Source organism: Brevundimonas aveniformis DSM 17977, assembly GCF_000428765.1.
In the GTDB taxonomy this organism is placed as follows: Bacteria; Pseudomonadota; Alphaproteobacteria; order Caulobacterales; family Caulobacteraceae; genus Brevundimonas; species Brevundimonas aveniformis.
The window spans coordinates 413482-437240 of record NZ_AUAO01000003.1 but is presented as its reverse complement, the minus strand read 5'-3'; the positions used below and the strand labels follow the sequence as shown (position 1 = coordinate 437240).

The 23759-nt window shown below is 62.1% G+C and carries 21 protein-coding genes; 11 read left to right on the top strand and 10 right to left on the bottom strand.

Annotated elements, in window-relative coordinates:
- The first annotated feature begins 310 nt into the window (after nt 1-310).
- A complete protein-coding gene (locus G391_RS15245; RefSeq protein ID WP_051257297.1) occupies nt 311-3154 on the top strand; it encodes an MrcB family domain-containing protein in 2844 nt (947 codons plus the stop codon).
- Entirely contained in the window at nt 3127-4227 is a 1101-nt protein-coding gene (locus G391_RS0110680) for a 5-methylcytosine restriction system specificity protein McrC (protein ID WP_029087514.1), read from the top strand. The genes G391_RS15245 and G391_RS0110680 overlap by 28 nt, the downstream gene beginning before the upstream one ends.
- 280 nt (nt 4228-4507) lie before the next feature.
- On the opposite strand, the gene G391_RS0110670 is transcribed toward G391_RS0110680, so the two are convergent.
- Nucleotides 4508-4840: a hypothetical protein gene (locus G391_RS0110670; protein ID WP_029087512.1), complete on the bottom strand. Its 333-nt coding sequence runs from the start codon at nt 4838-4840 to the stop codon at nt 4508-4510.
- Nucleotides 4841-4904: 64 nt separating this feature from the next.
- On the opposite strand from G391_RS0110670, the gene G391_RS0110665 reads away from it, so the two are divergent.
- Nucleotides 4905-5315, top strand: a complete 411-nt coding sequence (locus G391_RS0110665; RefSeq protein ID WP_029087511.1) for a hypothetical protein — start codon at nt 4905-4907, stop codon at nt 5313-5315.
- Nucleotides 5316-5319: 4 nt separating this feature from the next.
- Nucleotides 5320-5958, top strand: a complete 639-nt coding sequence (locus G391_RS15860; RefSeq protein WP_051257296.1) for a DUF7662 domain-containing protein — start codon at nt 5320-5322, stop codon at nt 5956-5958.
- A 99-nt stretch (nt 5959-6057) separates the two neighbouring features.
- Here G391_RS15860 and G391_RS14575 read toward each other — a convergent pair whose 3' ends face one another.
- From G391_RS14575 to G391_RS0110645, 3 genes are all read right to left on the bottom strand, one after another.
- The gene (locus G391_RS14575) at nt 6058-7710 is read right to left on the bottom strand and encodes a protein kinase family protein (RefSeq protein WP_051257295.1); all 1653 of its coding nucleotides are present in this window, start codon (nt 7708-7710) and stop codon (nt 6058-6060) included.
- A 4-nt stretch (nt 7711-7714) separates the two neighbouring features.
- Nucleotides 7715-8266, bottom strand: coding sequence for a hypothetical protein (locus G391_RS0110650; RefSeq protein ID WP_156893931.1), 552 nt, complete (start codon nt 8264-8266; stop codon nt 7715-7717).
- Nucleotides 8267-8414: 148 nt separating this feature from the next.
- Nucleotides 8415-9197, bottom strand: coding sequence for a vWA domain-containing protein (locus G391_RS0110645; RefSeq protein ID WP_211226492.1), 783 nt, complete (start codon nt 9195-9197; stop codon nt 8415-8417).
- 396 nt (nt 9198-9593) lie between these two features.
- Here G391_RS0110645 and G391_RS15635 point away from each other — a divergent pair, with 396 nt between their 5' ends.
- A complete protein-coding gene (locus G391_RS15635; protein ID WP_156893930.1) occupies nt 9594-9767 on the top strand; it encodes a hypothetical protein in 174 nt (57 codons plus the stop codon).
- A gap of 423 nt (nt 9768-10190) precedes the next feature.
- On the opposite strand, the gene G391_RS0110635 is transcribed toward G391_RS15635, so the two are convergent.
- Nucleotides 10191-11219: a hypothetical protein gene (locus G391_RS0110635; RefSeq protein WP_029087507.1), complete on the bottom strand. Its 1029-nt coding sequence runs from the start codon at nt 11217-11219 to the stop codon at nt 10191-10193.
- Nucleotides 11220-11458: 239 nt separating this feature from the next.
- Between G391_RS0110635 and G391_RS0110630 the strand changes: the two genes are divergently transcribed.
- On the top strand, nt 11459-12532 hold the full coding sequence (locus tag G391_RS0110630; protein WP_211226491.1) for a hypothetical protein: 1074 nt from the start codon (nt 11459-11461) through the stop codon (nt 12530-12532).
- Nucleotides 12533-12947: 415 nt separating this feature from the next.
- Nucleotides 12948-15224, top strand: coding sequence for an outer membrane beta-barrel family protein (locus G391_RS0110625; RefSeq protein ID WP_029087505.1), 2277 nt, complete (start codon nt 12948-12950; stop codon nt 15222-15224).
- A 5-nt stretch (nt 15225-15229) separates the two neighbouring features.
- Here the strand turns inward: G391_RS0110625 and G391_RS14570 are convergent, their stop codons facing one another.
- The gene (locus G391_RS14570) at nt 15230-15592 is read right to left on the bottom strand and encodes a hypothetical protein (protein WP_156893928.1); all 363 of its coding nucleotides are present in this window, start codon (nt 15590-15592) and stop codon (nt 15230-15232) included.
- Between the two features lie 146 nt (nt 15593-15738).
- Between G391_RS14570 and G391_RS0110615 the strand changes: the two genes are divergently transcribed.
- The 3 genes from G391_RS0110615 (at nt 15739) to G391_RS0110605 (ending at nt 17675) form a co-directional block, all read left to right on the top strand.
- Entirely contained in the window at nt 15739-16032 is a 294-nt protein-coding gene (locus G391_RS0110615; RefSeq protein ID WP_029087504.1) for an SCP2 sterol-binding domain-containing protein, read from the top strand.
- A gap of 1 nt (nt 16033) precedes the next feature.
- On the top strand, nt 16034-17257 hold the full coding sequence (locus G391_RS0110610) for an acyl-CoA dehydrogenase family protein (RefSeq protein WP_029087503.1): 1224 nt from the start codon (nt 16034-16036) through the stop codon (nt 17255-17257).
- A gap of 103 nt (nt 17258-17360) precedes the next feature.
- Entirely contained in the window at nt 17361-17675 is a 315-nt protein-coding gene (locus tag G391_RS0110605; RefSeq protein ID WP_029087502.1) for a hypothetical protein, read from the top strand.
- A gap of 13 nt (nt 17676-17688) precedes the next feature.
- Here the strand turns inward: G391_RS0110605 and G391_RS15455 are convergent, their stop codons facing one another.
- From G391_RS15455 to G391_RS0110595, 3 genes are all read right to left on the bottom strand, one after another.
- Nucleotides 17689-17928, bottom strand: a complete 240-nt coding sequence (locus G391_RS15455; protein ID WP_156893927.1) for a con-10 family general stress protein — start codon at nt 17926-17928, stop codon at nt 17689-17691.
- 62 nt (nt 17929-17990) lie between these two features.
- On the bottom strand, nt 17991-18674 hold the full coding sequence (locus G391_RS0110600) for an MBL fold metallo-hydrolase (protein ID WP_029087501.1): 684 nt from the start codon (nt 18672-18674) through the stop codon (nt 17991-17993).
- Nucleotides 18675-18756: 82 nt separating this feature from the next.
- Entirely contained in the window at nt 18757-20418 is a 1662-nt protein-coding gene (locus G391_RS0110595) for an amino acid permease (RefSeq protein WP_029087500.1), read from the bottom strand.
- Between the two features lie 154 nt (nt 20419-20572).
- Between G391_RS0110595 and hrpB the strand changes: the two genes are divergently transcribed.
- Nucleotides 20573-23014, top strand: coding sequence for an ATP-dependent helicase HrpB (hrpB, locus tag G391_RS0110590; protein ID WP_029087499.1), 2442 nt, complete (start codon nt 20573-20575; stop codon nt 23012-23014).
- Here hrpB and G391_RS0110585 read toward each other — a convergent pair.
- Nucleotides 23011-23751 (bottom strand): SDR family NAD(P)-dependent oxidoreductase, encoded by a 741-nt coding sequence (locus tag G391_RS0110585; protein ID WP_029087498.1) that lies wholly within the window; start codon nt 23749-23751, stop codon nt 23011-23013. The two genes, hrpB and G391_RS0110585, sit on opposite strands and share 4 nt — an antisense overlap.
- Nucleotides 23752-23759: the final 8 nt, after the last annotated feature.

Here is a 23759-nt window from a genome sequence, read left to right as displayed (position 1 = left end):
ATATGGAAACGCCCGTCGGCAGCGGCTGCGTAGCTTTCCGACTAAGCCGCGGGCGCATCCGCGACACAAGGCTCAGGCGCGAGCTGGGCGCTCGACTTGAGCGCCTCGGCGGCGTGACGGTCATTTGCGCAGAGGACGACGGGTCCGTCGTCACTGTGCTCCATGACCACGGCGGCGCAAGTGGCCGCCGCTATCGTCGACTGCATTGACGCGAGCGGACAGAATACGCTGAATGATTGCGGGGAGGGAGGCTGGGTCCGCGAATGCGTCGACCCACAATCCCCGCGAATGAAGGATTGATAAGCCGCCGATGTCTCTTGAACTTCTTACGGATCCGTCCGCGGTCAACCGTGCGCTCGATGAGTATGATGGCATGGGCGGCGACGCCTTCCTGGCGAAATACGGGTTTGCGCGCGCTCGCGATCACTTCCTGGCTCGTGGAGGGCGTCTCTACGACTCCAAGGCCATCGCGGGGGTTGCGTACGGCTATCAGTACCCAGACCAAGGGCCCCTCAAGGCAGCCGAGTTCTCTGGCGGAGAAGCGACTGTCGCAAAGAAGTTGCGAGAGCTTGGATTCGCGATGTTTGGTGATCAGGCGAGCGGCTTGGATTCCGAGCGTGCTCTTGAACTGATCAGAGCGGCTTGGGGAGACGAGAGATCAGGCGGCAAATACATCGCCGTCTGGCAGACCGAGGCGGGACGCGAACTCGCGTTGCAGCTGGAGCAAAAGTCGGCGCGCCTGTGGCTGGAATCGGAGCCGCCGGCCGACTTAGGTCGCGGCGAACACTACGCATCCACTGAGGACCGACACACTTATCTCAAGGCCAACGCTCCACGTTTGGCTCAGCCCAAACCTGCTTGGCTGATTGTCGTCCAATCAGAGGCGCAGCTCTCCCAAATTCTGGATTGGTACGGAGGTCTCGGCGCGCAAGCCTTGAATCAGGCTGAGCTTCACCGGCTTATGGCCAACTTCAAGCAAGCCATGCCCGGGTTTGAGACCTTTGACGAGCCTGGCGCCACCTACATCGAACATGAGCGCGCCTACAAAGACGAGCTGGTCGAGCTATTCCGCAGCGAGGTCCAACCTCTTGCCGATCAGCACACCCTGTCTGACGACGAAGCCATTGCTCTAACCTCTGCGGTGCATCGGTTGCTGACCCAAAGGCTTGCCACTATGGCGGGCCCGCAGAACCTGATTGGCTGGCAGGCGGTCGATCGGTTCAAGCCGAACGATAACGAACGGGCTCGGTCGATTGGCCGCGCACTGGCCCAACTTCTGAATGGCGCTGAGCCAGGCGGGGAGCGCCTGGAACGATTCATTGATGCGGCCGGCGAGGTGTTTCGCAGCATCGGTGCGACAGGACCGTTGGGTATCGCGCGGCTCGTCGGATCATGCCTTCTGATGCTTCAAAACCCAGACGGTTTTGTCGTTGTTCGAACGGACGTCTTTGAGCGCGCCTATGCGCTTCTCCGCGGCGCCAAATTCCCTACCCACAATGATGAGCCTGGGCGTGTGTCAGCGGCTCTTGCCCTGAGCGACGACCTCCGGCAGGCGCTCCACAGCGCGGGATGGGCGCCGCGTGACCTGATCGACGTGCAGAGCTTTCTCTGGGTCGCTCTGATGTATGACGCTGCAAACGACGAGCGGTCGATTGCGGACTTGATGAGCGCTTTCCTCAAGCGCTTCGCCGAAGTGAGCAAGGGGCCGCTGACGACCGTCCCAGACCTGTGGGCGACCATGGGGGATCTGAAGGCACGTATCGAGGCGCTGCCCAGCGTCAAGGCTCGGTCGGATCTGATCGTTGATTGGAGCCTAGGTAAGGGGGTCTGGGCGTCAGTCCCGTGGATCGCGATCATGGATCAGCGGATCACCACCTCCACCCAGGACGGTGTTTACGTCGTCTTCCTCGTCAGTCGAGACCTGTCCACGATCTACCTCAATCTCGCTCAAGGCACGACGAACCTCGTGAACGAGCTGGGCCGTTCGGAAGGCTTTGCGGCGCTGCGAGCACGAGCGGAGGCTTTCCGAGCCCAGGTGCCCAGCCTTGCCGACTACGGTTACGCGCTGGATGGCGACGTCGCACTCGGCGCGGAAGGGTGGCGAGCCAAAAGCTATGAGGCGAGCGTCATTGCTCATCGCGAACTGCAGGCAGACGCCTTGCCGTCTGATGCCGAGCTCAACGACATGCTGGAGCCGTTGCTAGCCGCCTATGCAGCGATTGCTCACAACGAAGACGGACCCGAGGCGCTAGAGGAAGAAGACGTGGTCGCCGCCCCCGTCACGATCGACGACGCTATGCGCGGTCTGTTCATGGAGCGTGCTGAGTTCAAGCGCATTCTCGACGTCTGGCGCGGGAAGAAGAATGCGATCCTTCAGGGGGCGCCCGGCGTCGGCAAATCGTTTATCGCAAGGCGCCTGGCCTATGCCCTGATGGAGGAGCGGGCCCCCGACCGTGTTGAGGTCGTGCAGTTCCACCAGTCGTATGGCTACGAGGACTTTATCCAGGGGTATCGGCCCACGGCCGACGGGGGCTTTGCACTTCGCGACGGTGTGTTCCACCGGTTCTGCGAGGCGGCTCGCGAGAACCCTGAGCGCCGCTACGTTTTCATCATCGACGAGATCAACCGCGGAAACCTGTCCAAGATCTTCGGCGAGCTCATGCTGCTGATCGAGCACGACAAGCGATCGCACGAGTGGGCTGCCAAGCTGGCCTATGCTGATGAGAGTGACCCCGGCTTCTATGTGCCCGAGAACGTCTGGATCTTGGGAATGATGAACACGGCGGATCGGTCGCTCTCAATGGTCGACTATGCGCTTCGTCGCCGGTTCAGCTTTGTGACCCTGAGGCCGGGATTCAATGATCCCAACTTCGCTCGCCATCTTGCAGACAGGCAGGTGTCGAGCGGGGTCGTTCAGGCCATTGTTGGCGGCATGAACGAGCTGAATGCTGCGATCTCTGAGGACGTGGTCAATCTCGGGCCGGGCTTCCAAATCGGCCACAGCTTCTTCACGCCATCGGACCCGGTCGCCGACGGCGTCGCCTGGTTCGCTCAGGTCGTCGACACGGAGATCCAGCCACTGCTGGAGGAGTACTGGTTCGACGCGCCTGAGAAGGCGGCAGACTGGTGCGCTCGCCTGCGCAGCCGCGCATGACAATCCCAATCCGTAATCTGTACCTGCTGTTCTGCTACGCCTGGCAGAAGTTTCCGGAAGGAGAGGCAATCGAAACCGGTGTCGACGAGGCGCCGGACCTGCCGAACCTGTTTGCGCGCTTGCTTGTGAATGGGGCCAACAAGCTCGTGCGTCGCGGCCTCGATCGTGGCTATCAAAGCTTCGTTGAAGAGACCCGAGCGCCACGCGGCCGAATGCTGATCGACAGCATTATCAAGTCGCAGTCGATGCGACGCGGAGCCGTGATCTGCGCGTTCGACGAGCTGACGGTGGACGTCCCCCAAAATCAGGTCCTGAAGGCAACGGCGCGGACCTTGGCTCGAACGCGCGGCATCGACGGCGAACTTGCCCACGAGCTGGGCGTGCTTGTCCAAAAGCTCGCTCAGGTGTCCGACATCAGGCTCTCAGAACGCGCGTTTAGCGGAATGCAGCTGAGCCGGAATTCGGCGCACTATCGACCGCTGATCCGTCTTTGCCATCTGGTTTTCCGCGCACAGGTCGCCGACCCAGACGGACACAGTGCGCGCTTTGCCGATATCCTCAAGGACGAGGTCGTCATGTCGGCAGTGTTCGAGGACTTCCTGCGCAATTTCTATGCTCACGAGCAGCGCGACTTCAGGGTCGGGCGAGAAATGATGAGCTGGGACGCAACGCCTCTTGAGGCAGCGGCCGACGGTTATCTGCCGATGATGGAGACGGACATTACGCTCAGGTCGCGGCATCAGACGATCGTGATGGACGCGAAGTTCTACAAAGAGATGCTCGCCTCGCGCGCTGGCCCAGGCAAGGTCAGGTCGGGTCACCTCTATCAGCTCTACGCCTATCTGGAGCACGCCCAGCTAAGGGCGCCCCACCTTCCGTGCGATGGGGCGCTCATCTATCCGGCGAACGGAGATGGCCTTTCGCTCCGCTATCAAATCAGAGGCCACGAGGTGCTCGTTCAGTCCGTGGACTTCACCCGTCCGTGGCGTGAAATCCATGATGAACTGCTGGCCATCCCGTTCAGCTTCGCTGCGTCAAATGACCAGGGCGACGGAAGGCGGGGGGCAGCATGAGTGAGCCTGCATCCGTCCCCATCCGCGACCATCTCCTCTGGATAGGTCATATCGAGCCCCAAGCTGATCTGGCCGCCCACTTAGGCGACCTTCGCGCCGGCTCACTCGTTGCGCTCGAGATCAATGGCGTGGTGGGGATCTGGCGCAAGGCGAGAGACGGGTCAGACGGCCGCCCCACCCACGCACTCAGGCCTGAGGAAGGCGCCACAAAGGACTTTTGGGAAGCGCTCTTGAAGACGGATCGCGGCTCGACGGCGCTGATCGCGCTTGCAGGCTGAGGTCAGTGCCCTTGCAGCAGTTCCTCAAGCCGCGCCATCACGACACGTCCTTGATCAATGGCGGTGTCGAAGTTGGATCCAACAGTGATGAAGCCTTCGGTGCGGGCTGGCGTGAGAGCAAAGCCGGCATCCTCCAGGCGGCGCTGCAAGCTAGGGGACAGCGTCGCCTTCGGTTGGGCCTGAAAACCGAGGCGAAACTCACCACCATTCGTCGTCGCCCAATAGCGGTATCCGTTCGCGGGACCAGGAATGGCTCTCGGATATCGGCCATTTGGACCGCCGGCGACGACCGTAAGCCCCAGCGCAGAAAGCAGATCGTGAGCCGATTTTGTCATTGGCGACATTGATCGTCCCGCCACCACAATCGTCAATAGCTTGCCAACAGTGAGATTACCGACCTTGACCGCTTACCAAGATATCCAGCGACGCGTCGTTGATGCCGAAGACAAAACACCTTCCCCGCTGCGTGCTGAGCTGACTGACTTGTTCGTCAACCATCCGGCCGTGAAACCCCATGAAGGATGCCCGCCGGCCACGGCCAAGATGATCCGATATCGGCTCGCAAATGGTTGGAGCCTTGGCCATCAGATTGAGACCCGCCCCCAGCATTTGTGGTTGGCCGCAGCGTCGCTGCCGGCATCACTGCCGAGCGGGATCGCCCGGGCTGATTATCCGGCGACTGAAGGCGGCAAGGGGCGGCATTCAAACGTCAACCAGATGCCAGACCTCCGCGATCAAGCGGTCGTCCGCCTGACGGTGACGAGCCTCGATCAGGCGGAGCGACTGCTCAACGCCATGCTGACGAAGTGATCCAATGGCAGCCTACATCATCAAAGCTGATCCGATCGACCTCAGCGATCAGCAGGTCTTGATCACGGCTCCGCGCTTTAAGGGAGCGGCGCCGTCGGCGGGTGATGAGGTGTTCGTGTGGTTCAGCGAAACCGCGGGCGGGACAGGACTAGCTGCCCTGGGCTCCATCGTCGCGGCGACGGACGGAGTTCCCATCACCCTGGGAGTGAGGGTGGAGCAAAGGCTCGCGGCCCGATCTTTTGGAAAGGCGGAATTGGCCTCTTCTCGAGATGTCGGTGATGGTCCCATCTACGGCTTGGCCGCGAAGCTCTACCGGCACAGCCTGAACAAAGTCGCGGAACTCTCAGATGAAGAGGCCGATCTGCTGCGCGACCAGTTTGAGGGTTCGGCGCGAGCCAACAAATACGGCGCTCTTGCAAGATGGCTCTCGCGTCAGCAGGGCAACGAGTTCACCGTGAGTTTCGATGAACTCGAGCGCGTTACTGGGATTGATTTACCACATAGCGCCGAGCGCCCTCAATGGTGGGCTAATACGCGGTCTGCGCACACCAACGTCCAACGTGAGGCATGGCGAAGCGCAGGGTATGACGCGTTCTTGATAGCGGGGCAGCGTAGGGTCCGGTTCGTCCGGACCCGCGGATGACTAGTTCAGAAAGTCTCAGCAGCCAGGCGGCTGCGTCACCCAATAAGCTGTGTCGGACGCTGCGGCAGCCGGTGATGCCTAGCAACCTGGGTATTGATCCTAGGCGCCACACTGACTGGCGAGGAACAGGAGGCCGCCGATGATCAAGATCGTCCAGAACCAGGAACTAGATCCAGATGAGGTGCGAGGTGCAGTACTCGGATAGCGCGGAGGAGTCCTGAAGGAGGGAGCGGGACTCGATGAGGGAGATGAAGCCTTCAAAGCAGCTATCACCGCGGCATTGGATGACACTGGAGCGGTTGGGCGGGAAGGGCTGGACGCTGTCTTTGACGTTAGTGGCGCTCCGGCTCGGACTCGTTGGAGCACAGCTTGGTTCGAGGCGGCGCCGGCTGGCTTGGAGGCGCTTTGGCCGACGGTAGCCAACCTCAAACGTGCTGCCTTCTCGTCCAGATGGACGATTTGACCCTCTGACGAGATCGTAATGCCCACGCTTGAGTAGGCATTGCCTCTAAAGGAGCCATGATAGGGCGGTTCGATAAGACCGGTCACGCTCACCCATTTCCCCACCCATGACTGGTTCGGCCGAGCCTGGACCTGCTGCAGGCCGTCAGACCAGAGCGTGATCTTCACGCTTTGCCTGTTCCAGGGGCCAAAGTTCACGAACACATACGGTTGGCCCCTGCCGCGACCACGGCGACCGACTCCTTCCTTCACAGAGACGATCTTGCCAACGAGTTCAACGCGCTCGCCGACCTGGCGGAGGACCAAATCATAGTCCGCCCCGTCCAGAACGGGATGCGCGCCGATATACTGATTGGCAGGCCTGGCGGACGTGACAGAAGCCGCGGTTGCCACCAGGCGCGGTATGTTCTGGCCGCTGAGATAATCGTCGAGCGTAGGAACAAGCGACATATCGGCAGTAGCAATCGCCGCTAAGCGATCTGCCTTGTCTTTAAGACCCGGGATCGCCCGTACAGCATCGAAGGCTGCGGAGTTGTTTGGGTTCGCATAATCGGTGGCGGAAAAGACGATCGCCTCGCCACCATGCTTGAGATCGTGGAACAGAGTTGGGCGGTGCTGTAGCGCCTCCAAACCGAGATCGATCGCGATGAACGAAAAGCGATCTATTTCCGGGCCGAAATGGCGCGTGGTCCTGCCAGGGTGTTGAAAGGCTTTGTGCCCAACCTCAGAGCCTGTCCCCGCTGTCATTCCGGGCACGTACATGCCGTCATAGTCGATAAGGCGAATGTCGTCGTTTTGAACGATGACGTTCAAATTCTGGAGGTCACCGTGAGCGATCCCCTGGGACCGCAAATGCTTCTCCAGGGCGGCGAACCGGGTCCGAAGCTGCGCGATCTTTGTCGGTTGCGAGAGGTTATCGCGCAGATATGCATCTAAGGTCTGCCCGTCGACCCAATCCATGCGGACGATCGGATGCTGCTGCCCACGGACCAGTATGCCGGCGGCTTGGTACTCGAAGGCGACGAAGCTTGGGCTTTTGAGACCTTGAAGAGCTCTCGAAATCTGCGCGTACCGAGATGCGAGCCCGGGCGCATCCTGGTGGAAACACCTCACCGCATACTCTTTTTCCCCTGAGCGCACCCGGTAAGTAATCGCCAATCCGCCGCCGAGCATCATCGGCAAGCCTAGGGCATTAGTAGCAAGCGTTCCGGCTCGAAGCGTGGGGTCGCTGAACGCCTTTGATGGCGACTGAACGGCATCGTGGTAGTCGGTGACAGATGGCAGCGACATTCGGCTAGTCCAAGATTACCAGCGTCGTATCGTCACGACGCATGTGGCTTGCCGAGCGCTCTTGCTCCACGAAATTCTCGAAAGTGTCCTGGTGCTCGATGGCTAAGAGCTCGGGCGCTCGCTCCGGGAATGTGAGCAGCCAGTGGCCCAGTGCGTCCGTCATCAACGCCAAAACCGGGTTGTCGAAGTCTGCGAGATCGTAGGTCGTGAGGGCAAGCGCGCCCTCCTGGATCAGATCTTCGTTTTCTCCTGACTGTGTCGCCAGCAGCCTTGGCCTCGCGTTGAACTCAGCTGGATCGGTGTAGGGTGCGGTGATCCTCACGTCTGTCCCATCAAGCAGCGCGAGAAGCGTGTCCCCGATGCAGACAACCTCGACTCGGCTAGCCCCGCTGGACCACCTGACGCCCAGGAGAGATGCAAAGCTGCCACGATCGAAAGCGCCTTGCTGCATCCAGTCCATGGCGTCGCGGTCGTAACTGGCGGCATAGCGATCAACGAGCTGGCTGAGCCAGTGGCCATCTATCGTCTCGTCCGCGACAAAGCCGGCTGCGAGCATGTCTGCCCACGGGGCGGGATCGAAAGATACGCTAGCGCCATCGCTGACTGCGATAGCCTCCAAACTTGAGTTAGCAGCCCAGCGGTCCTCATTGGGAGTGCTGGGATGTTTGGGCGCTGTGAATGCCCTCAGCCGCTTCTGAGCCACGTTAGCGGTCAGCGGTCAGGCGCGGCCGAGTTCCAATATCGAAGAAGTTCGCGATGCCTCGCGGATCTGCGTTGAACATGAAGCCGCGTGAGCCATCAGAAAGCTTATAGTTCTTCTCCGACGCCAGCCGAGCAATGTGGTCGGGCATGGCGCTCGACATTCTGAAGAGCATCCTAGCGTAGGAGTCCGGCAAGCCAGCCTCGGAAGCAGGGAAGGAGATGCTATCCGCCTGCTCAGACGACACGTGGATGTTGAATAGGAGGCATGATCCATCCTGCGTGGTCAGCTGACCGAGAGCGCCACCGATGTGCTCTGGATCACCGTCGGTTGCTTCACCATCTGTCACGTGAATGATGGTCGGAGGATAGGAATAGGGGTGAGCGTCCGCCCAAGCCGCGACGGCTTCAGCAGCCCTGGTCAAGCCGGCGCACATCGGCGTGCCGCCGGAAGCGGTTGGATCGAACCACACTGGAAATTTCACACGCCTCTCGAAGACGCCGCCGGCCCCATCGTCCTCAACTCTGGACCTGTCCTCAACACGCAGCGGGTTGTTAGCCAGATCGACAATCGAGCTGATTCCTTCTCCCCTAAGCCCCGAATTGACGCCAGAACCACCGTAGGTGATCAGGCCGATGTCGAAGTAATTTCGTACGCCATCAGCCTTCGTGCAGTTGGTGACGAGGGTGTAGATCGTCTTGTTGAGCACGTCAGCGACGAACTCCGCCTTCGATTTTCCAATCGACATGGCCTCATTCATTGAGCCCGACTGGTCGATCACGAACATGATGCACGTAGGGTGATCTCGGCTGATCTCGGCGGTGTAAGGCACGTCTCTCCCCATCGACTTATTGAGCTTGGGCGCCGCTCACGCCCGAGACGACCAAAGGATAGAAGCGCATAACCAAATGGCACGCAACCGCTCGCCTGCCTGGAAGCGTAGCTCTAGTGGTCGAGCGCAGAGACTGGGGTCGGCAACAACGTGCACCGGACAATGCGCTGCCTGCGTGTAGCCACCGTGCACATCAGAGATGCTGGAGCTCGCGCATTGCGGGCGCGGGCTAGACAAATTCTCTCATAGGGTGAATCAAGTCCTTGCGTTGATCGACCCCGGCCCCGCGCACGCCCGCGCTGTGCGCGGCCCTTCGCCGTCGCCGCCACTCCGGCGGTTATGGAGAAGAACATGCATCGCGATGCCAAGCCCACGACCGACCAGATTGCCGTCCGTGGTTATATCCACGATATGCTCCAAGAACTGGTCGAGTTGGCCGAAAGTCGTAGGCTAGACGATGTCGTCTTGGGCCTCAGAGGCGCCTTGGGTGTCTACGCGGCTGATATCGACGATCCAGCGTCCTAGACCGCTTCTCGCTGAAATAGTTCGCTTACAGCCCCCGGTCGTCGGGCCGGGGGCGACCATCAACGCCGCCTTTGGTACTCTTCCCAATCCAGCCAGTATCGCGTTGCGGTGTCATGCCTCGCCGGCAACTCCGATTGCCTGAGGCGCAATATCCAAGCGACACGGCTCCAAAACCGCCAACTTCCTAGGCTTCTCGCGGCCTTCCGCCATCGCAGCGCTCGAGCCTCCCCGGCCACCAAGCCATTCCTCAGATCCAGGCGATCTGCCGCTAACCGCGCTCTGTGCGAGAACGAAACCATGTTGCGAGGTTATCAGCCTAGCGGCCAACTACTAGGTTCTCCAGCCAGCCTCCGCTGTGACGCGTAATTCGCTTGGAGTGACCTGGGTGAGAACTAGGCTGCGACGCAGGGGTAGCTCACAGCGTTAGAAGCCGAGTTCGTCCAGGCCCTTAAACTCCACCCCCCGGCCTTTGGTCTCCTCAAATGTGACGACGGAGATTTTAAGGGCCTTCAGTGCTTGCTTGAACGATGAATGTTCGAGTTTTCCGGGACATACTAGTACGCGCCGAGGAGCTGGATTTTGGTCGGCTGCATACACGATTAGCTGACCGATCGCTGTGAACCAGCTTTGCGTGTCGGAGGTTGCCTTCACCTCAAACAAGGTGGCCATACGGCCTGCCTTTCCTGGCAGATAGAGATCAGGCCGCATGCTAAAATGCGCACTATTCCGGGCGGAGGGTCCCAAGCGGTCCTTCAGCGCGTTGACCACGCGCCCATGCACTCTCCTTATCCTTCGCACTTCTGCGGCCGGACGTGTCATAAAGCCATCTTGATCACATTCGGGGCGGAAGCCCCCCGACTTGTCGGGTGCCGAGCCGACAGAGCTTAGGCGCCCTGACTTGGCCTCAGCGCGCAGTCTTGCGCACTCGGCAACATAGTCCCTGACGTGGGTAAGGAACCGAGGGTCTTTCAGCCCTCCGATCACAAAAACGCTCTCTTCGCGCTTGGCGTCGAGCTGGATTATGTCCTTCCCAAATCCCTGAATGTGACGCTGAAATTCTTCCAACGTGAGTTGGCCGCCGCGGCCACCACCGAGACTGCCCTTATGACCCAAGAAGTGCTCGCCAGCCTCAAGGTCTACGAGAGCTCGACCGTTTGGCTGCTTATCAGTCGGAGATGTGGACAGGTTGATCTCGACTGCCGGCTGCAGCGGACGATTGGGCTGACCAATGTCGATGCCGTACCAACAGAGCCATCGGCGCCCCTCGTATGACTCTGGCGAGAGGTAAGACCAGAGGCCAATCGTAGGATGCCAAGTGAGTTCGGCGTCATGGATAGGTCCGCCAGGAGTCGTCAAAGTGCGGACGTGGGTCTCTGTGAAGCCTTGCGAGAGAGCATCAATGAGATTGCGACGGAAAGCTGGGAGGTCTGACTTCTTGATGACTTGCAGCATGTAGCTCTCTTTGGCGAAGCGGCGATCCCAGCGATCATACCTTCTTCAGGTTGTGTGGCGATCGGAGTCTCTGATCGGCCAGGGATCGGCGCTAACGAACGCCCACAGATGCTATGAGCATGCGGCCTGCAGGCGATTTTGACCAAACTCACGGACAGACAATGCCTTCGTTGAGCCGAGACGAGCTGTACACCATGGTCTGGGCTGAGCCGATGAGAACGGTGGCGTCCGGATTCGCCATGTCGGACGTGGCGCTTCGCAAATACTGCGTTGCTGCCAACATTCCCGTGCCGGAGCGCGGTCACTGGGCGAAGCTCGCCGCGGGCAAGCCGGTTAGACAGGCTCCGCTGCCTCTACGCGAGCCTGGTGCAAGTGAGATGGTTCACATTGGGGGATACGCGTGGAATTCTGACCTGGAAGCTCAGCTTGCGGAGCCGGTTCCGTCTAGGCCGCACTTTGCCGAGCCGATCGATGAGGTAATGCAGCGCGTCGTCGGTCGGCGAGTTCGCAGACTGCCTTTCAGCCGCGACCTGACTGTTCCTCACAAGGGTCTCCGCCGGATTTTGGAACGAGACGCCAAGCGGGCCGCCAAGTTCGCTGTGCATGGCTGGACATGGGATCAGCCGAAATTCGCTCACGGGTTCGAGCGCCGTCGATTGTTGATCCTGAACAATTTAGGTCTGGCTCTCGCGCAGCATGGCGCCGGAATGGAGGTACGCGGCGAGAGCGCAAGGGAGATCAATGTAACAGTGGGGGCGACACGCCTTCGGCTCGCGATGGACCACCTGGCCGCCAAACCCAACCGCCACGGCGAGTGGCCAACGTGGGAAGGCAGCGCAGCCGACAAAATGCGCATCCAAGTTCAGGCTGATGGGGCCAAGGATGTCTTGTTCGAAGTTGCTGACGATGAAACGGGCAAGCTCGAAGGGAAGTTGGCGACGGCGGCGATCGAGATCGTAGTGGCCGGCGAGATCGCATACCGAAAGCGAGCGGAGGAGAGCTACCAACGCGCCCTCGAACATCGAGAATATTTGAAGGCCGAGCTCGATCGTCGACGCCGCGAAGCCGAAAGGCTCGCTGAGGAAAGACGACTGGCTGAACAGAATGCGCGTCGCGAATTACTCTTCCAACAGGCCCACGACTGGCGGCTGGCCCAGGACATCCGCGGTTTCGTGCGCGACGTGCTGGCAGGGGATCCAGACGCAGCGAAAAATCCGGGGTTCGAACAGTGGCGGCTTTGGGCGCTGGGCGAGGCCGACGCCCTCGACCCAACCCAGAAGGGCAGCTTTCCAGTGCCCGAGAATCCCTGCTGAGCGCCTGATACGAACGCCGTTTTTCCCTGTTCTCTGACCAGAGTGGCTCGACCGGCCCTATGCCTGCTTGGCCGCCGAATGGTTCGACCAGCGTAGAATTCCCTGTAAGGGCACGTTATCAGGGATTTTCCCTGGGGTTTGCGCAGAGAACTGTTGTCGCCGCACTAGCTCCACCGCCAGATTTTCTGATAATTATCATGCAGTAATTGCCTCGGCCTCGCTGCAAGCCTGTGTGGGCGGCGGGTGCATGGCGACAGCGGAGGCTGGACGCAGTCGGGCGTATTTTCGATTGCGTTGTTGACGCCGCAGGGACCTGGTTTCGGATATCGGCGTTCGGATGACGAAGTTGTAACTATCGTTAGGTTTCGCTGCGCGATAGCTCCCGTCCCATTGCACGCCCCATAGTGGTTCCTCCATGACAATCTACCGCACGCTCCTCCTGGCGACCGCCGCGCTCGCCCTGCCGATGACCGCCGTTGCCCAGACAACGCCCCCGGATCAGACTCCGCCTCAGACCCAGCCGACCGCGCAGCCGCCCGCCGAAACGCCGGCAGACGCTGATGCTACGGAAGCCGAGGATGACGAGGACACGGAGTCCGAGGTCGAAACCGTCACGGTCACAGCGGATCGTGCTGCCACACGCACCTCGATCGATTCCGTTAGCTACAGCCTCGCCAACGATCTTCAGGCGACCACCGGCAGCCTGGCGGATGCACTGCGCAATATCCCGTCGGTGGATGTGGATCCCAACGGCAACGTCTCGCTGCGTGGCGATGGCAATGTGACGATCCTGATCGACGGTCGCCCCTCGGCCCTGATGAGCGGGCCGGGACGGGCCTCGGTCATTCTGCAAACCCCGGCGTCGCAGTTTTCTCGCATTGAGGTGATGACTAATCCGTCGGCGGCCTATCGGCCCGATGGTTCGGGAGGCATCATCAATCTGGTGTCCAGTCCCAATGCGGTGCGCCCCAACGAAACCCACAGCGGATCTTTGCGCGCCAATGTCGGGACCGAAGGCCGGTACAATCTGGGCGCCAGCGGAGCGGTGGTTCTCGGGGATCTGACGCTGACGGGCGACTTCGGTCTGCGTCACGACCGACAGAACTTCGATGTCCGGCGCGAGCGCGAACGCTATGACGTCGGCAGCGGTAGTTGGCTCGATAGCCTTTATTTGCAGGAGGTCGACGCCCCGTCTGACAGCCAGTATCTGCGCCTGGCCGCCGAGTATCGGGTCAACGAGCAGGTCCAGGTGAACGGTGAGCTGCGTCGCAGTGCCTTCGACAGCGAAGGAAGCGGCACGATCACCTTCGAAGAGAACGACTCTCTGGGAATGCCGGCCATTGCCTATCGTCGTGACGGTTTCGGCGGCTTTTCAGGCGAGTTCACCGGTGCGACGGGTCGTGTGTTGCGTCAATTCGGCGAGGACCATGACTGGACCACCGAACTGCGCTTCGACCGTAGCGATTTCCAGAATCGGCAGGAGGGGGCGACCGCCTACAGCCTGCCAGCCTTACCTGGCTTCTATGAGGTGATCGACAATGACCAGGGGACAGACACCTGGAATTTCTCGACAGCCTATCGTCGGCCAATGGGCGAAGGGCACAAGCTGAGGCTGGGTTATGAAGCCGAGATCACCAGCCTGGATCTGGCCAACCTGGTGCTGCGCGGTGCCACGGCGGCGACGGCAATTGTCGACCCCACCTCGACGAACGATTTCCAGGCGGATCAGGCCGTCCATGCCTGGTACAGCACCTACGAACGCCCCATCGGGCCTCTGACAGCCCAATTTGGCTTGCGTCTGGAATATGTGACCCGTGACCTGAACCAGATCACTCAGGGCATCACGGAATCCAACGACTATTTCCGGGCCTATCCGACGATGCACGTCGAGTATGGCCTGTCGGAAACGCAAACGCTTCGGGGCAGCTATAGCCGGCGAGTCCAGCGACCGCAGCCGGAGCAACTCAACCCGTTTGTGGTCTATGTCGATCCCGACAATCGCGTATCGGGCAACGCCGGCCTGTTGCCGCAGATCACGGATTCCTTCGAGGTCAGCTGGCTGAGCCGGGCGAACCAGCAGTTCTTTCAGGCCACCCTGTACTACCGCGAAACGTCGGATGCGTTCACGAGCGTGGCGACCGACATCGGCGGCGGGATCTTGCTGACCCGGCCCGAGAACCTGGGGTCGAGCCGGTCAACCGGTGTGGAGCTGGTGGCCAACGGCCGTCTGCACCCCACTTTGCGCTATAACGTCAGCCTGAACGCCTTCCACCAGCAGATTGACGCGACCAATCTGGGCTTTGGCAATCAGGTCGACGGAACCACGGTCAGCGGCCGTGCCAGCTTGAACTGGCAACCGACGCCCGACGACTTCTTCCAGCTCGGTGGCTTCTGGATGGGCGAGAGCGTTTATGCCCAAGGCCACCGCGAGGGCCGGGGCATGGTCAACTTCGGCTATCGCCGCAAGCTGAACGAGCGGCTGTCGCTGAGTTTTACGGTCCGCGACCTGTTCGAGACGATGCAGGGGGCGTCCTACTACGAAACCCCGACGCTGAGGGACCGGACAGAGAATACGTTCGGGGGCCGTTCGGCCTTCGTCGGATTGACCTGGACCTTTGGCAACACCCAAGGCCGGCCCCAACAACCCCAGTTCGACTTCGGCGGCGGGCCGCAGGGCACCGGCCCGCAGTAGCCGGATCAGTTACCGGGCGAACTCCGGGTGCGCCACCGGGCCACTTCGGCCTCGTAGCGAGCCTGGGAAGCCTGGGCGGCGGCCAGCTCGGCCTCATACTGGGCCTGGGCACGGGCGTGTTCGGCCTGGGCGGCTTCGAAAGCCGCCTGGTCCTGGGCGAAGCGTTGGGCCTCGGCCTCGTTGGCGGCAACGATCCGGGCATCGCGCTCCAGCACCGCATTGTTGAGGCGGACAGTCTCGGCCTGTTCAAAGGCTTCGATCTCATCGACCGTTGTGCCGGGCGGATAGCCGCCCGTGTCCTGGGCCATGACCGGGCTCGCAAGGCTCAGACAAAGGACGCCGGCGACGGCAAGTTTTAGAGGTGTCATCACGATCTCCCGGAACGTGCTTCAAGGGATGAGACACTATTGCCGATGGCCGCGTCCGACGAAAGATCGCCAAGGTTGACCTTGGGTGACGCTTGGCACCGGCCCCCCGGAGGTCTATCGATCCTTATCATTCCATGGAGGATCCTATGGCCGATCTCGCTGAAGTCACTGAACAGATTCGCGCTCGCGTCAGCGCCGCCGGCGCGCTTGCCAAGTCCTACAAGCTGGACTTCGGCGATATGGGCAAGATTCGGATCGCCGACGGCGCGGTCAGCAATGATGACGGCCCGGCGGATTGCACGATCCATATCGATTTCAACGATTTCCTGTCGCTGGCCAAGGGCGAGCTGGACCCGATGGGGGCCTTCATGTCCGGCAAGATGAAGATCGACGGCAATCCGATGGACGCGCTGGCGCTTCAGCCGGTCCTGAAGGGCTAAGATGGATTTCCGGCCCAGCGACCAGGCGCGGGCCTGGGGCGAGCGGCTCGACCGGTTCATTCGTGACCGGGTTGAGCCGCGCATCCCAGAGTACTGGGCTGCGATTCATGAAGACGATCGCCGCCAACCAGGCGTGATGGAGGCCATGAAGGCCGAGGCGCGCGAGGCCGGGCTGTGGAATCTGTTTCTCCCCGGAGAGGTGCATGGTGGCTATGGCGGCGCGGGCCTGAGCAATCTGGACTATGCGCCCTTGGCCGAGCGCATGGCCTATTCCGGTCTTTGGGTGCCCGAGGTTTTCAACTGTAACGCGCCCGATACCGGCAACATGGAGGTCCTGCACCTCTATGGAGATCAGGCCCAAAAAGACCGCTGGCTCAAGCCGTTGCTGGCCGGCGAAATCCGCTCAGCCTTCCTGATGACCGAGCCGGAGGTGGCATCTTCGGACGCTACCAACATCCAGACGCGCATCGAGCGTGATGGCGACCACTATGTGATCAACGGTCGCAAATGGTGGTCGACCAACATGGGCCATCCGAACGTCGCCATCACCATCGTCATGGGCAAGACGGACCCGTCCGCTGCAACGCATCAGCAGCAAAGTCAGATCCTCGTTCCGGTCGACACGCCCGGCTTCCGCGTCGAGCGCATGCTCAGCGTTTTCGGCTATGACGAAAAGCCCTACGGCCACGCCGAAGTGGTGCTGGAGAATGTGCGGGTGCCGGTCGAGAATCTGATCGCTGGCGAAGGGAGGGGCTTCGAAATCGCCCAGGGGCGTCTCGGGCCGGGCCGTATCCACCATTGTATGCGCGTCATCGGCTGCGCTGAGCGGGCTCTGGACCTGATGGTCGAACGATTGCTGAGCCGGGTGGCCTTCAAGAAGCGCATCGCCGACCATTCGGTGTGGGAGCAGCGGGTCGCCGAGGCGCGCACCAATATCGAAATGTGCCGCCTTTTGGTGCTCAAGGCTGCGTGGATGATGGACGTCGCGGGAGCCAAGAACGCCCGCTCGGAAATCGCCCAGATCAAGGTGGCAGCTCCACGCATGGCCTTGAAGGTCATTGACGACGCCATCCAGGCTTTCGGCGGGGCAGGTGTTTCAGGCGATACGCCCCTGGCCGAGCTCTATGGTGTGGTCCGCACCCTCAGGATCGCCGATGGTCCTGATGAGGTCCACAATCGGACGATTGCCCGCATGGAGTATGCGCGCTTCGGAGAACACGCCTAGGCGTTGCCGAAGGCCCACACCATCTGAACGATCAGATTTCGTCGCCTTGGCGAACGACCCATCCTGGGTCAAGGATTGGCTGGGACGTAGGGAGGCTGTTGAGATGGCGACGACGGCGCGCACACCGCATGACCTGTTGAGGCCGGACTGTGCTTCGCCAGAGGCGCGTCTGGTGTCCAGGGTGCGCGCGATGGATGCCGAGAAATCGCGCCAGGCGGCTGCAACCTCCTTGCCGGATCTCAATTCCTTGCCTCAGCCAGGGAGCCTGGTTTCGCGAAACGAAGATGCAGGCGTTGGGCTCGGGCCGATGTCTTTGGGTGGATTGAAACAACTGGCCTCTGACCGGCTGGTTGTCGTTGCCGGGGCACCGACACATCACGCCACGCTGCGCAATACGATGCGGGGCGCACAGGTCTGAGTTCGAGCTCGCTTTAGGTTCCTGACCTCGGGCCGGCCCGCTTCCGGGTGCCGTGTGAGGCCTCACCGCCCTTTCGACCGGCCGTCGCTGCAAGGCTGCGATCCTGGGAGAAGCTCCGCTTCTCGCTCGGGACGCTGGCCCCTCCCTTACGGGCGATTTCGCGCTGACGTGCAGGGTCCATGGAAGCGAATCCACGCTTGGATGTGCCGGTGCGTGTTCCGGTCTGGCTATCGGCCATCGCTGGCGTTCCCATTCGGCTGTTCAGGTGAGGGAACAACCCGTGGCGGCCCGTCCAGTTCCACGTTTGCGCCGTTTCTACGCCGGAGACGGATTGCGCCCCGCCATCGCCTGATCCGATACAAAGGGGTTGGAACGGCGTTCCTGGCCGAAGGTCGACATCGGCCCGTGGCCCGGAACGAAGGTGACGTCATCACCCAAGGGCCACAGCTTGGTGGTAATCGCGGTCAGTAGATCGTCGAGATTCCCCCTCGGAAAATCCGTGCGCCCGATCGAACCCTGGAACAGGACGTCCCCGACCTGGGCAAACCGGGCATCCCGATTGAAGAAGACGACGTGTCCCGGCGTATGCCCCGGGCAGTGCAGGACGTGCCAGGTGGTTTCGCCCAGGGTGACCGTGTCGCCTTCGTCGAGCCAACGATCTGTCTTGAATGAACGCGCCTCGGGCATGCCATAGGCCTTGCCCTGCTGCTCGATGCCGTCGATCCAGAATTGGTCGTCCGGGTGGGGGCCTTCGATCCGCACACCCGTTTTCTCCTTCATCTCGGCAGCGCCCCCGGCGTGATCGAGATGGCCGTGGGTAATCCAGATCTGATCCAGCGTCAGACCGCGCCTGTCGATCTCGGCCAGGATCGAATCGACCGAGCCGCCAGGGTCGATCACAGCGGCCTTCTTGGTAGCGGGACACCAGACCACGGTGCAGTTCTGTTGCAGGGGTGTGACCGGCGCGATGAAGACGCCGATGGGAGCAGATGAATTCATCGCTCACAGATAGCGTCCCGCCTCCAAAAAGAAAGAAGCCCGGAGTTTCCTCCGGGCTTCCATCCTCAGGAGACTGAGGTTGTCAGTCTTCCTTGACGTTATCGACACCGGTGCCGAGGGCTTCGGCCGGAGACGCCAGCGTCGGGTCCTCGATGGTGTCGATGCCTCTGGCCAGCTTGGAGTTCCAGAAGCCGTAGATGATGTAGATCACCGCGCCGACCGCCGCATAGGCCCCGAGGATCGTCAGGGGCAGCGGATTGTCGTTCATGGCGTGCTGAACCATCGGAATGAAGTTGAAGGCCGCCAGACCCAGGCACGCGATGATGCCCAGAACGGCCGTCGCGATGCCGCCCGGCACACGGAACGGACGTTCCATCTCGGGATGGCGGATCCGCAGCATGATCACCGACAGACAGACGATGGCGAAGGCACAGGCCGTGCCCAGCGACACCAGGTCGCCCAGGATCGAGATCGGCAGGAACGACGCTGCAATGGCGATGACGATGCCGAGCAGAATGGTGCCGATCCAGGGCGTGCGGAACTTCGGATGGATGACCGAGAACACCTTCGGCAGCAGGCCGTCACGGGCCATGGTGTAGAAGATGCGGGTCTGGCCGTAGCAAAGTACCAGCATCACTGACGACAGGCCGGTGATCGCGCCGATCTTGATCAGGAAGCTGATGGCATTCATCGGCTCACCATTGGCCAGGGCGATCGGCAGGTTGGCCCATTCCAGACCCATGCGGTCGATGGCGACGGCGATGGGGGCAGGCGAGGCCAGCTCCAGATAGGGGACAACGCCGGTCATCACGGCAGCAACCGCCATGTAGATCAGGGTACAGACAACGAGCGCTCCGAGAATGCCGACCGGCACGTCCTTGGACGGGTTCTTGGCCTCAGCGGCCGCCGTTGAGACGGCTTCGAAGCCGACGTAGGCGAAAAAGATGATCGAGGCTCCGCGGAAGATGCCGCCGACGCCGAACTTGTCCCAAGTATCGCCCTGCGGCGGGATGAAGGGGTCCCAGTTCGCCGGGTTGATGTAGGAGATGCCCACCGCGATGAACGTCAGCAGGACAATGATCTTGATGACCACGATGGCGTTGTTGATGTTGGCGCTTTCGGACACGCCCAGAACCAGCAGCGAGCAGACCGCCGCGATGCCGATAGCCGCCACCAGGTTGAAGGTTCCGGTCAGCGGGAAGCTGGCCCCGCCCTCCGAGACGTACTGGATAAGCGGCGTGGCCCACTGAGGCCCCTCGCCGCCGGCGTACTGGATTGTGGGGAACAGGGTCTGACTTATCCCGAAATCACTCAGGATCGAGATGACATAGCCCGACCAGCCCACGGCGACGGTCGAAGCCGCGACGCCATATTCGAGAACGAGAAGCCAACCCATGATCCAGGCGAAAATCTCGCCCATGGTGCCGTAGGCATAGGTATACGCCGAGCCGGAAACCGGCATGGTCGACGCCAGTTCGGCGTAGCACAGACCGGCGAGCGCACAGGCGATGCCGGCCAGCACGAATGAGAACATGATCGCCGGACCGGCGTGAGCCGAAGCCACCTGACCGGTTAGAACGAAAATCCCCGCCCCGATGATGGCCCCGATCCCCAGGCTCATCAGATTGATGGGCCCCAGGGATCGCTTCAGACCGCTGGTGGCGGCTTCTCGCTGAATCTGGGAAATGGATTTCTTGATGAATAGCCGCGGTCCTGGCGGCCTTCCGCTCGTCGTTTCGGACATAAAGTCCCCCTCCGTGGGCCAGGCTCCCCCGAGCCAGCCATTTACAATGAGCGGGACGTTAGTGAGCCGGGTGGCCACAGGCAAACCCTTTCGCATATCGCCTGGCCCACGAAGATGGCTTCGTCTTGCCCGCGGGGTCGTCTAGACCGAGCCCATGGTTGCCGATCTGCCCATCCAGGAAGCAATCCCCGCACTCAGGGCAACCTTGGTGCAGGGGCCTCGTGCGGTGCTCGTCGCACCTCCGGGGGCGGGCAAAACCACCGTGGTTCCGTTGGCCCTCGAGAACGAAGCCTGGTTGCAGGGACAGAAGATTATCGTGCTGGAGCCTCGCCGGTTGGCGGCGCGGGCTGCAGCGCGGCGCATGGCCAGCCTTCTGGGCGAGCAGACCGGAGAGACGGTCGGCTATCGGGTGCGACTGGAAAGCCGGATCGGCCCGAAAACGCGCATCGAGGTGGTGACCGAGGGCGTCTTTACCCGAATGATTCTTGACGATCCGGGCCTGGAGGGAGTCGGTGCTGTTCTCTTTGACGAGTTCCACGAGCGTAGCCTGGATGCGGATCTGGGACTGGCGCTCGCCGCGGACGCGCAGGAGGCTCTGCGGCCCGACCTGAGGCTGGTGGTGATGTCGGCAACCCTGGATGGGGCGGCGATATCGGCGCGACTGGGCGCGCCTGTGATCGAGAGCCGGGGAAAAACCTACCCGGTCGAGACGCGTTACCTGGGGCGGCCGGACAGGATCGAGGACGGCGTGGTCCGGGCCGTTCAGCAGGCTCTGGTCGAAGACATCGGATCGATTCTGGTTTTTCTTCCCGGCCAAGGAGAGATTCGGCGCGTCGAGGCCTTGCTGGCGCAGCGTGTTCGCGACCCGGCGGTTGTTGTCGCGCCGCTATATGGTGCGCTCGATTTCAAGGCTCAGGATCTGGCCATCAGTCCGGCGCGGGAGGGCCTTCGCAAGGTCGTGCTGGCGACGGCCATCGCCCAGACCAGCCTGACCATTGAGGGCGTGCGCGTGGTGATCGACAGCGGGCTGTCCCGGGTGCCTCGCTTTGATCCCGGCTCAGGGCTGACCCGGCTGCGAACCGAACGCGTCAGCCGGGCGTCGGCGGATCAGCGACAGGGACGGGCCGGCCGAACTGCGCCGGGTGTCTGCTATCGACTGTGGGACGAGGCCGAGACGCGCGGCCTGGTTGCCTTTGATCGTCCCGAGATGTTGGAGGCGGATCTGTCGGGACTGGTGCTGGATCTTGGGCGCTGGGGCGCGAGGTCACCCGACGGTCTGCTGTTCCTCGATCCTCCGCCAACGGGCGCATGGCAGCAGGCCGTGTCAGAGCTCAAGCGGATGGGGGCTCTGGATGACGGCGGTGGACTGACCGAGCACGGGCAACGGATCAGTGAGATGCCGATGCCGGCGCGGCTGGGCCATATGGTGGTCCAGGCGGCGGGACGTGGTGAGGCCGGGACGGCGACGCGAGTGGCGGTGCTTCTGACCGAGCGCGGATTGGGAGGGACAGATACCGATCTGGTGCATCGCCTTGAACGATTGGACCGCGATGGATCGGGACGGGCACGCGAGGGGCGGGCGATTGCGGATCGCTGGGCCAGGCTGGCCGGCCCGGGTGACCGCGATGATGCGCCTGATGTCGGGCTGTTGCTCGCCGAAGCCTTTCCCGAACGCATCGCCAGGGCGCGCGGCAAGCCCGGCGAGTTCCGGCTGGCCTCGGGGCGAGGGGCCTATGTCGAGCCGAGCGATGCCCTGGCCCGAGCCCGTTGGCTGGCCGTCGGCGAATTGGGAGGCGGTGCTGATCGTGACCGCATCCTGTTGGCAGCTGCGCTGGAAGAAGACGATCTGATCGCGGCTTTTGCCGATCGCTTTGCCACCGAGATTCGACTGGACCTGAATGCGCCCGGCGGGGCCACGGCTGTTGAGCTCACGCGGCTGGGGGCCCTGACGGTTATCGAGCGACGGATCGACCGCCCCGACCCGGCGATGATCGTCGAAGCCCTGGTCAGCGAGGTGAAGCGTCGGGGCCTCGTCGCCCTTAGCTTTGGGGAGGCAACAGAGGGGCTGAGGGCGCGAGTCGCGTTTCTGAGGGCGACAGATCCAGACTGGCCGGATCTGTCCGAGGCCGCCCTGCTGGATCGGGCAGACGAATGGCTGAGGCCGTTGCTGGCCGGCAAACGGCGACTGACGGAGCTGAAGGACGCGGAGATCGCCGCGGCCATCCGGTCATTGTTGCCTTGGGATCAGGTGCGCCAGCTCGACCTCGAAGCGCCTGATCGGTTCGAGGCCCCGACGGGGTCACGTCTCAGGATTGACTACGGGGCCGAGGCCGGCCCGACGGTGTCGGTCAGGGTGCAGGAGTTGTTCGGGGTGAGCGAGCATCCGGTGGTGGGACGTGCAAGGACACCGGTTCTGTTCGAACTGCTGAGCCCGGCGCACCGGCCGATACAGACGACCCGCGACTTGCCGGGATTCTGGCGCGGATCGTGGAAAGACGTCCGAACCGAAATGAAGGGACGCTATCCCAAGCACGTCTGGCCCGAAGACCCGGCGAAGGCATCACCGACGACACGGGCCAAACCGCGCGGCACCTAAGCCCTGTCGGCTTTCCAGTCGACGAAGCTGATGTCCAGCGGCGGGGTCTGATCAGGGCGGCACAGGTCAACGACCAGCGGACCGATTGCGGTCGGGTCGGGATGCTGGGCCGGATCTTCCCCGGGATAGGCCTGGGCCCGTAGGCGCGTTCGCATCCGGCCCGGATCGAGCACCGCGACGCGGATCGGGGTGTTCTCGATCTCGTCGGCCCAGCATTTCACCATGACCTCTGCCCCGGCCTTGGTCGCGGCATAGGCTCCCCAGAAGGCCTTGGGAGCGTGGGCGACCGAGGTGGTCACATAGACCATCCTCCCGGCGTCCGACGCGCGCAGCAGCGGCTCGAACGAGCGGATCAGGCGATAGACGCCGGTGAAGTTGGTTCGTTCGATCTTGGCGAACTCGCGCGGCTCGGCGTGGCTGACTGGGGTGAGCCCACTGGTGCCCAACATGGCGGCTGTATGGACCCAGGCATCGATGCGCCCGAACCGATCAAAGATGGCACCTCCCAGCCGGTCGATGGCCCCGCCGTCGACCAGGTCGAAGGGAACCAGGGTCGCCCGCTGGCCGGTGGCGGCGAGGATCGCGTCGTCGAGCTCTTCCAGCCCGCCCTGGGTGCGCGCACAGGCAACGACATGGGCACCGGCCTTGGCCAGGTCGAGGGCAGACGCGTAGCCGATGCCGCGCGAGGCACCGGTGACCACCGCGATGCGGCCGGCGAGAGGCAGGATGTCGATCATGGGGCGGC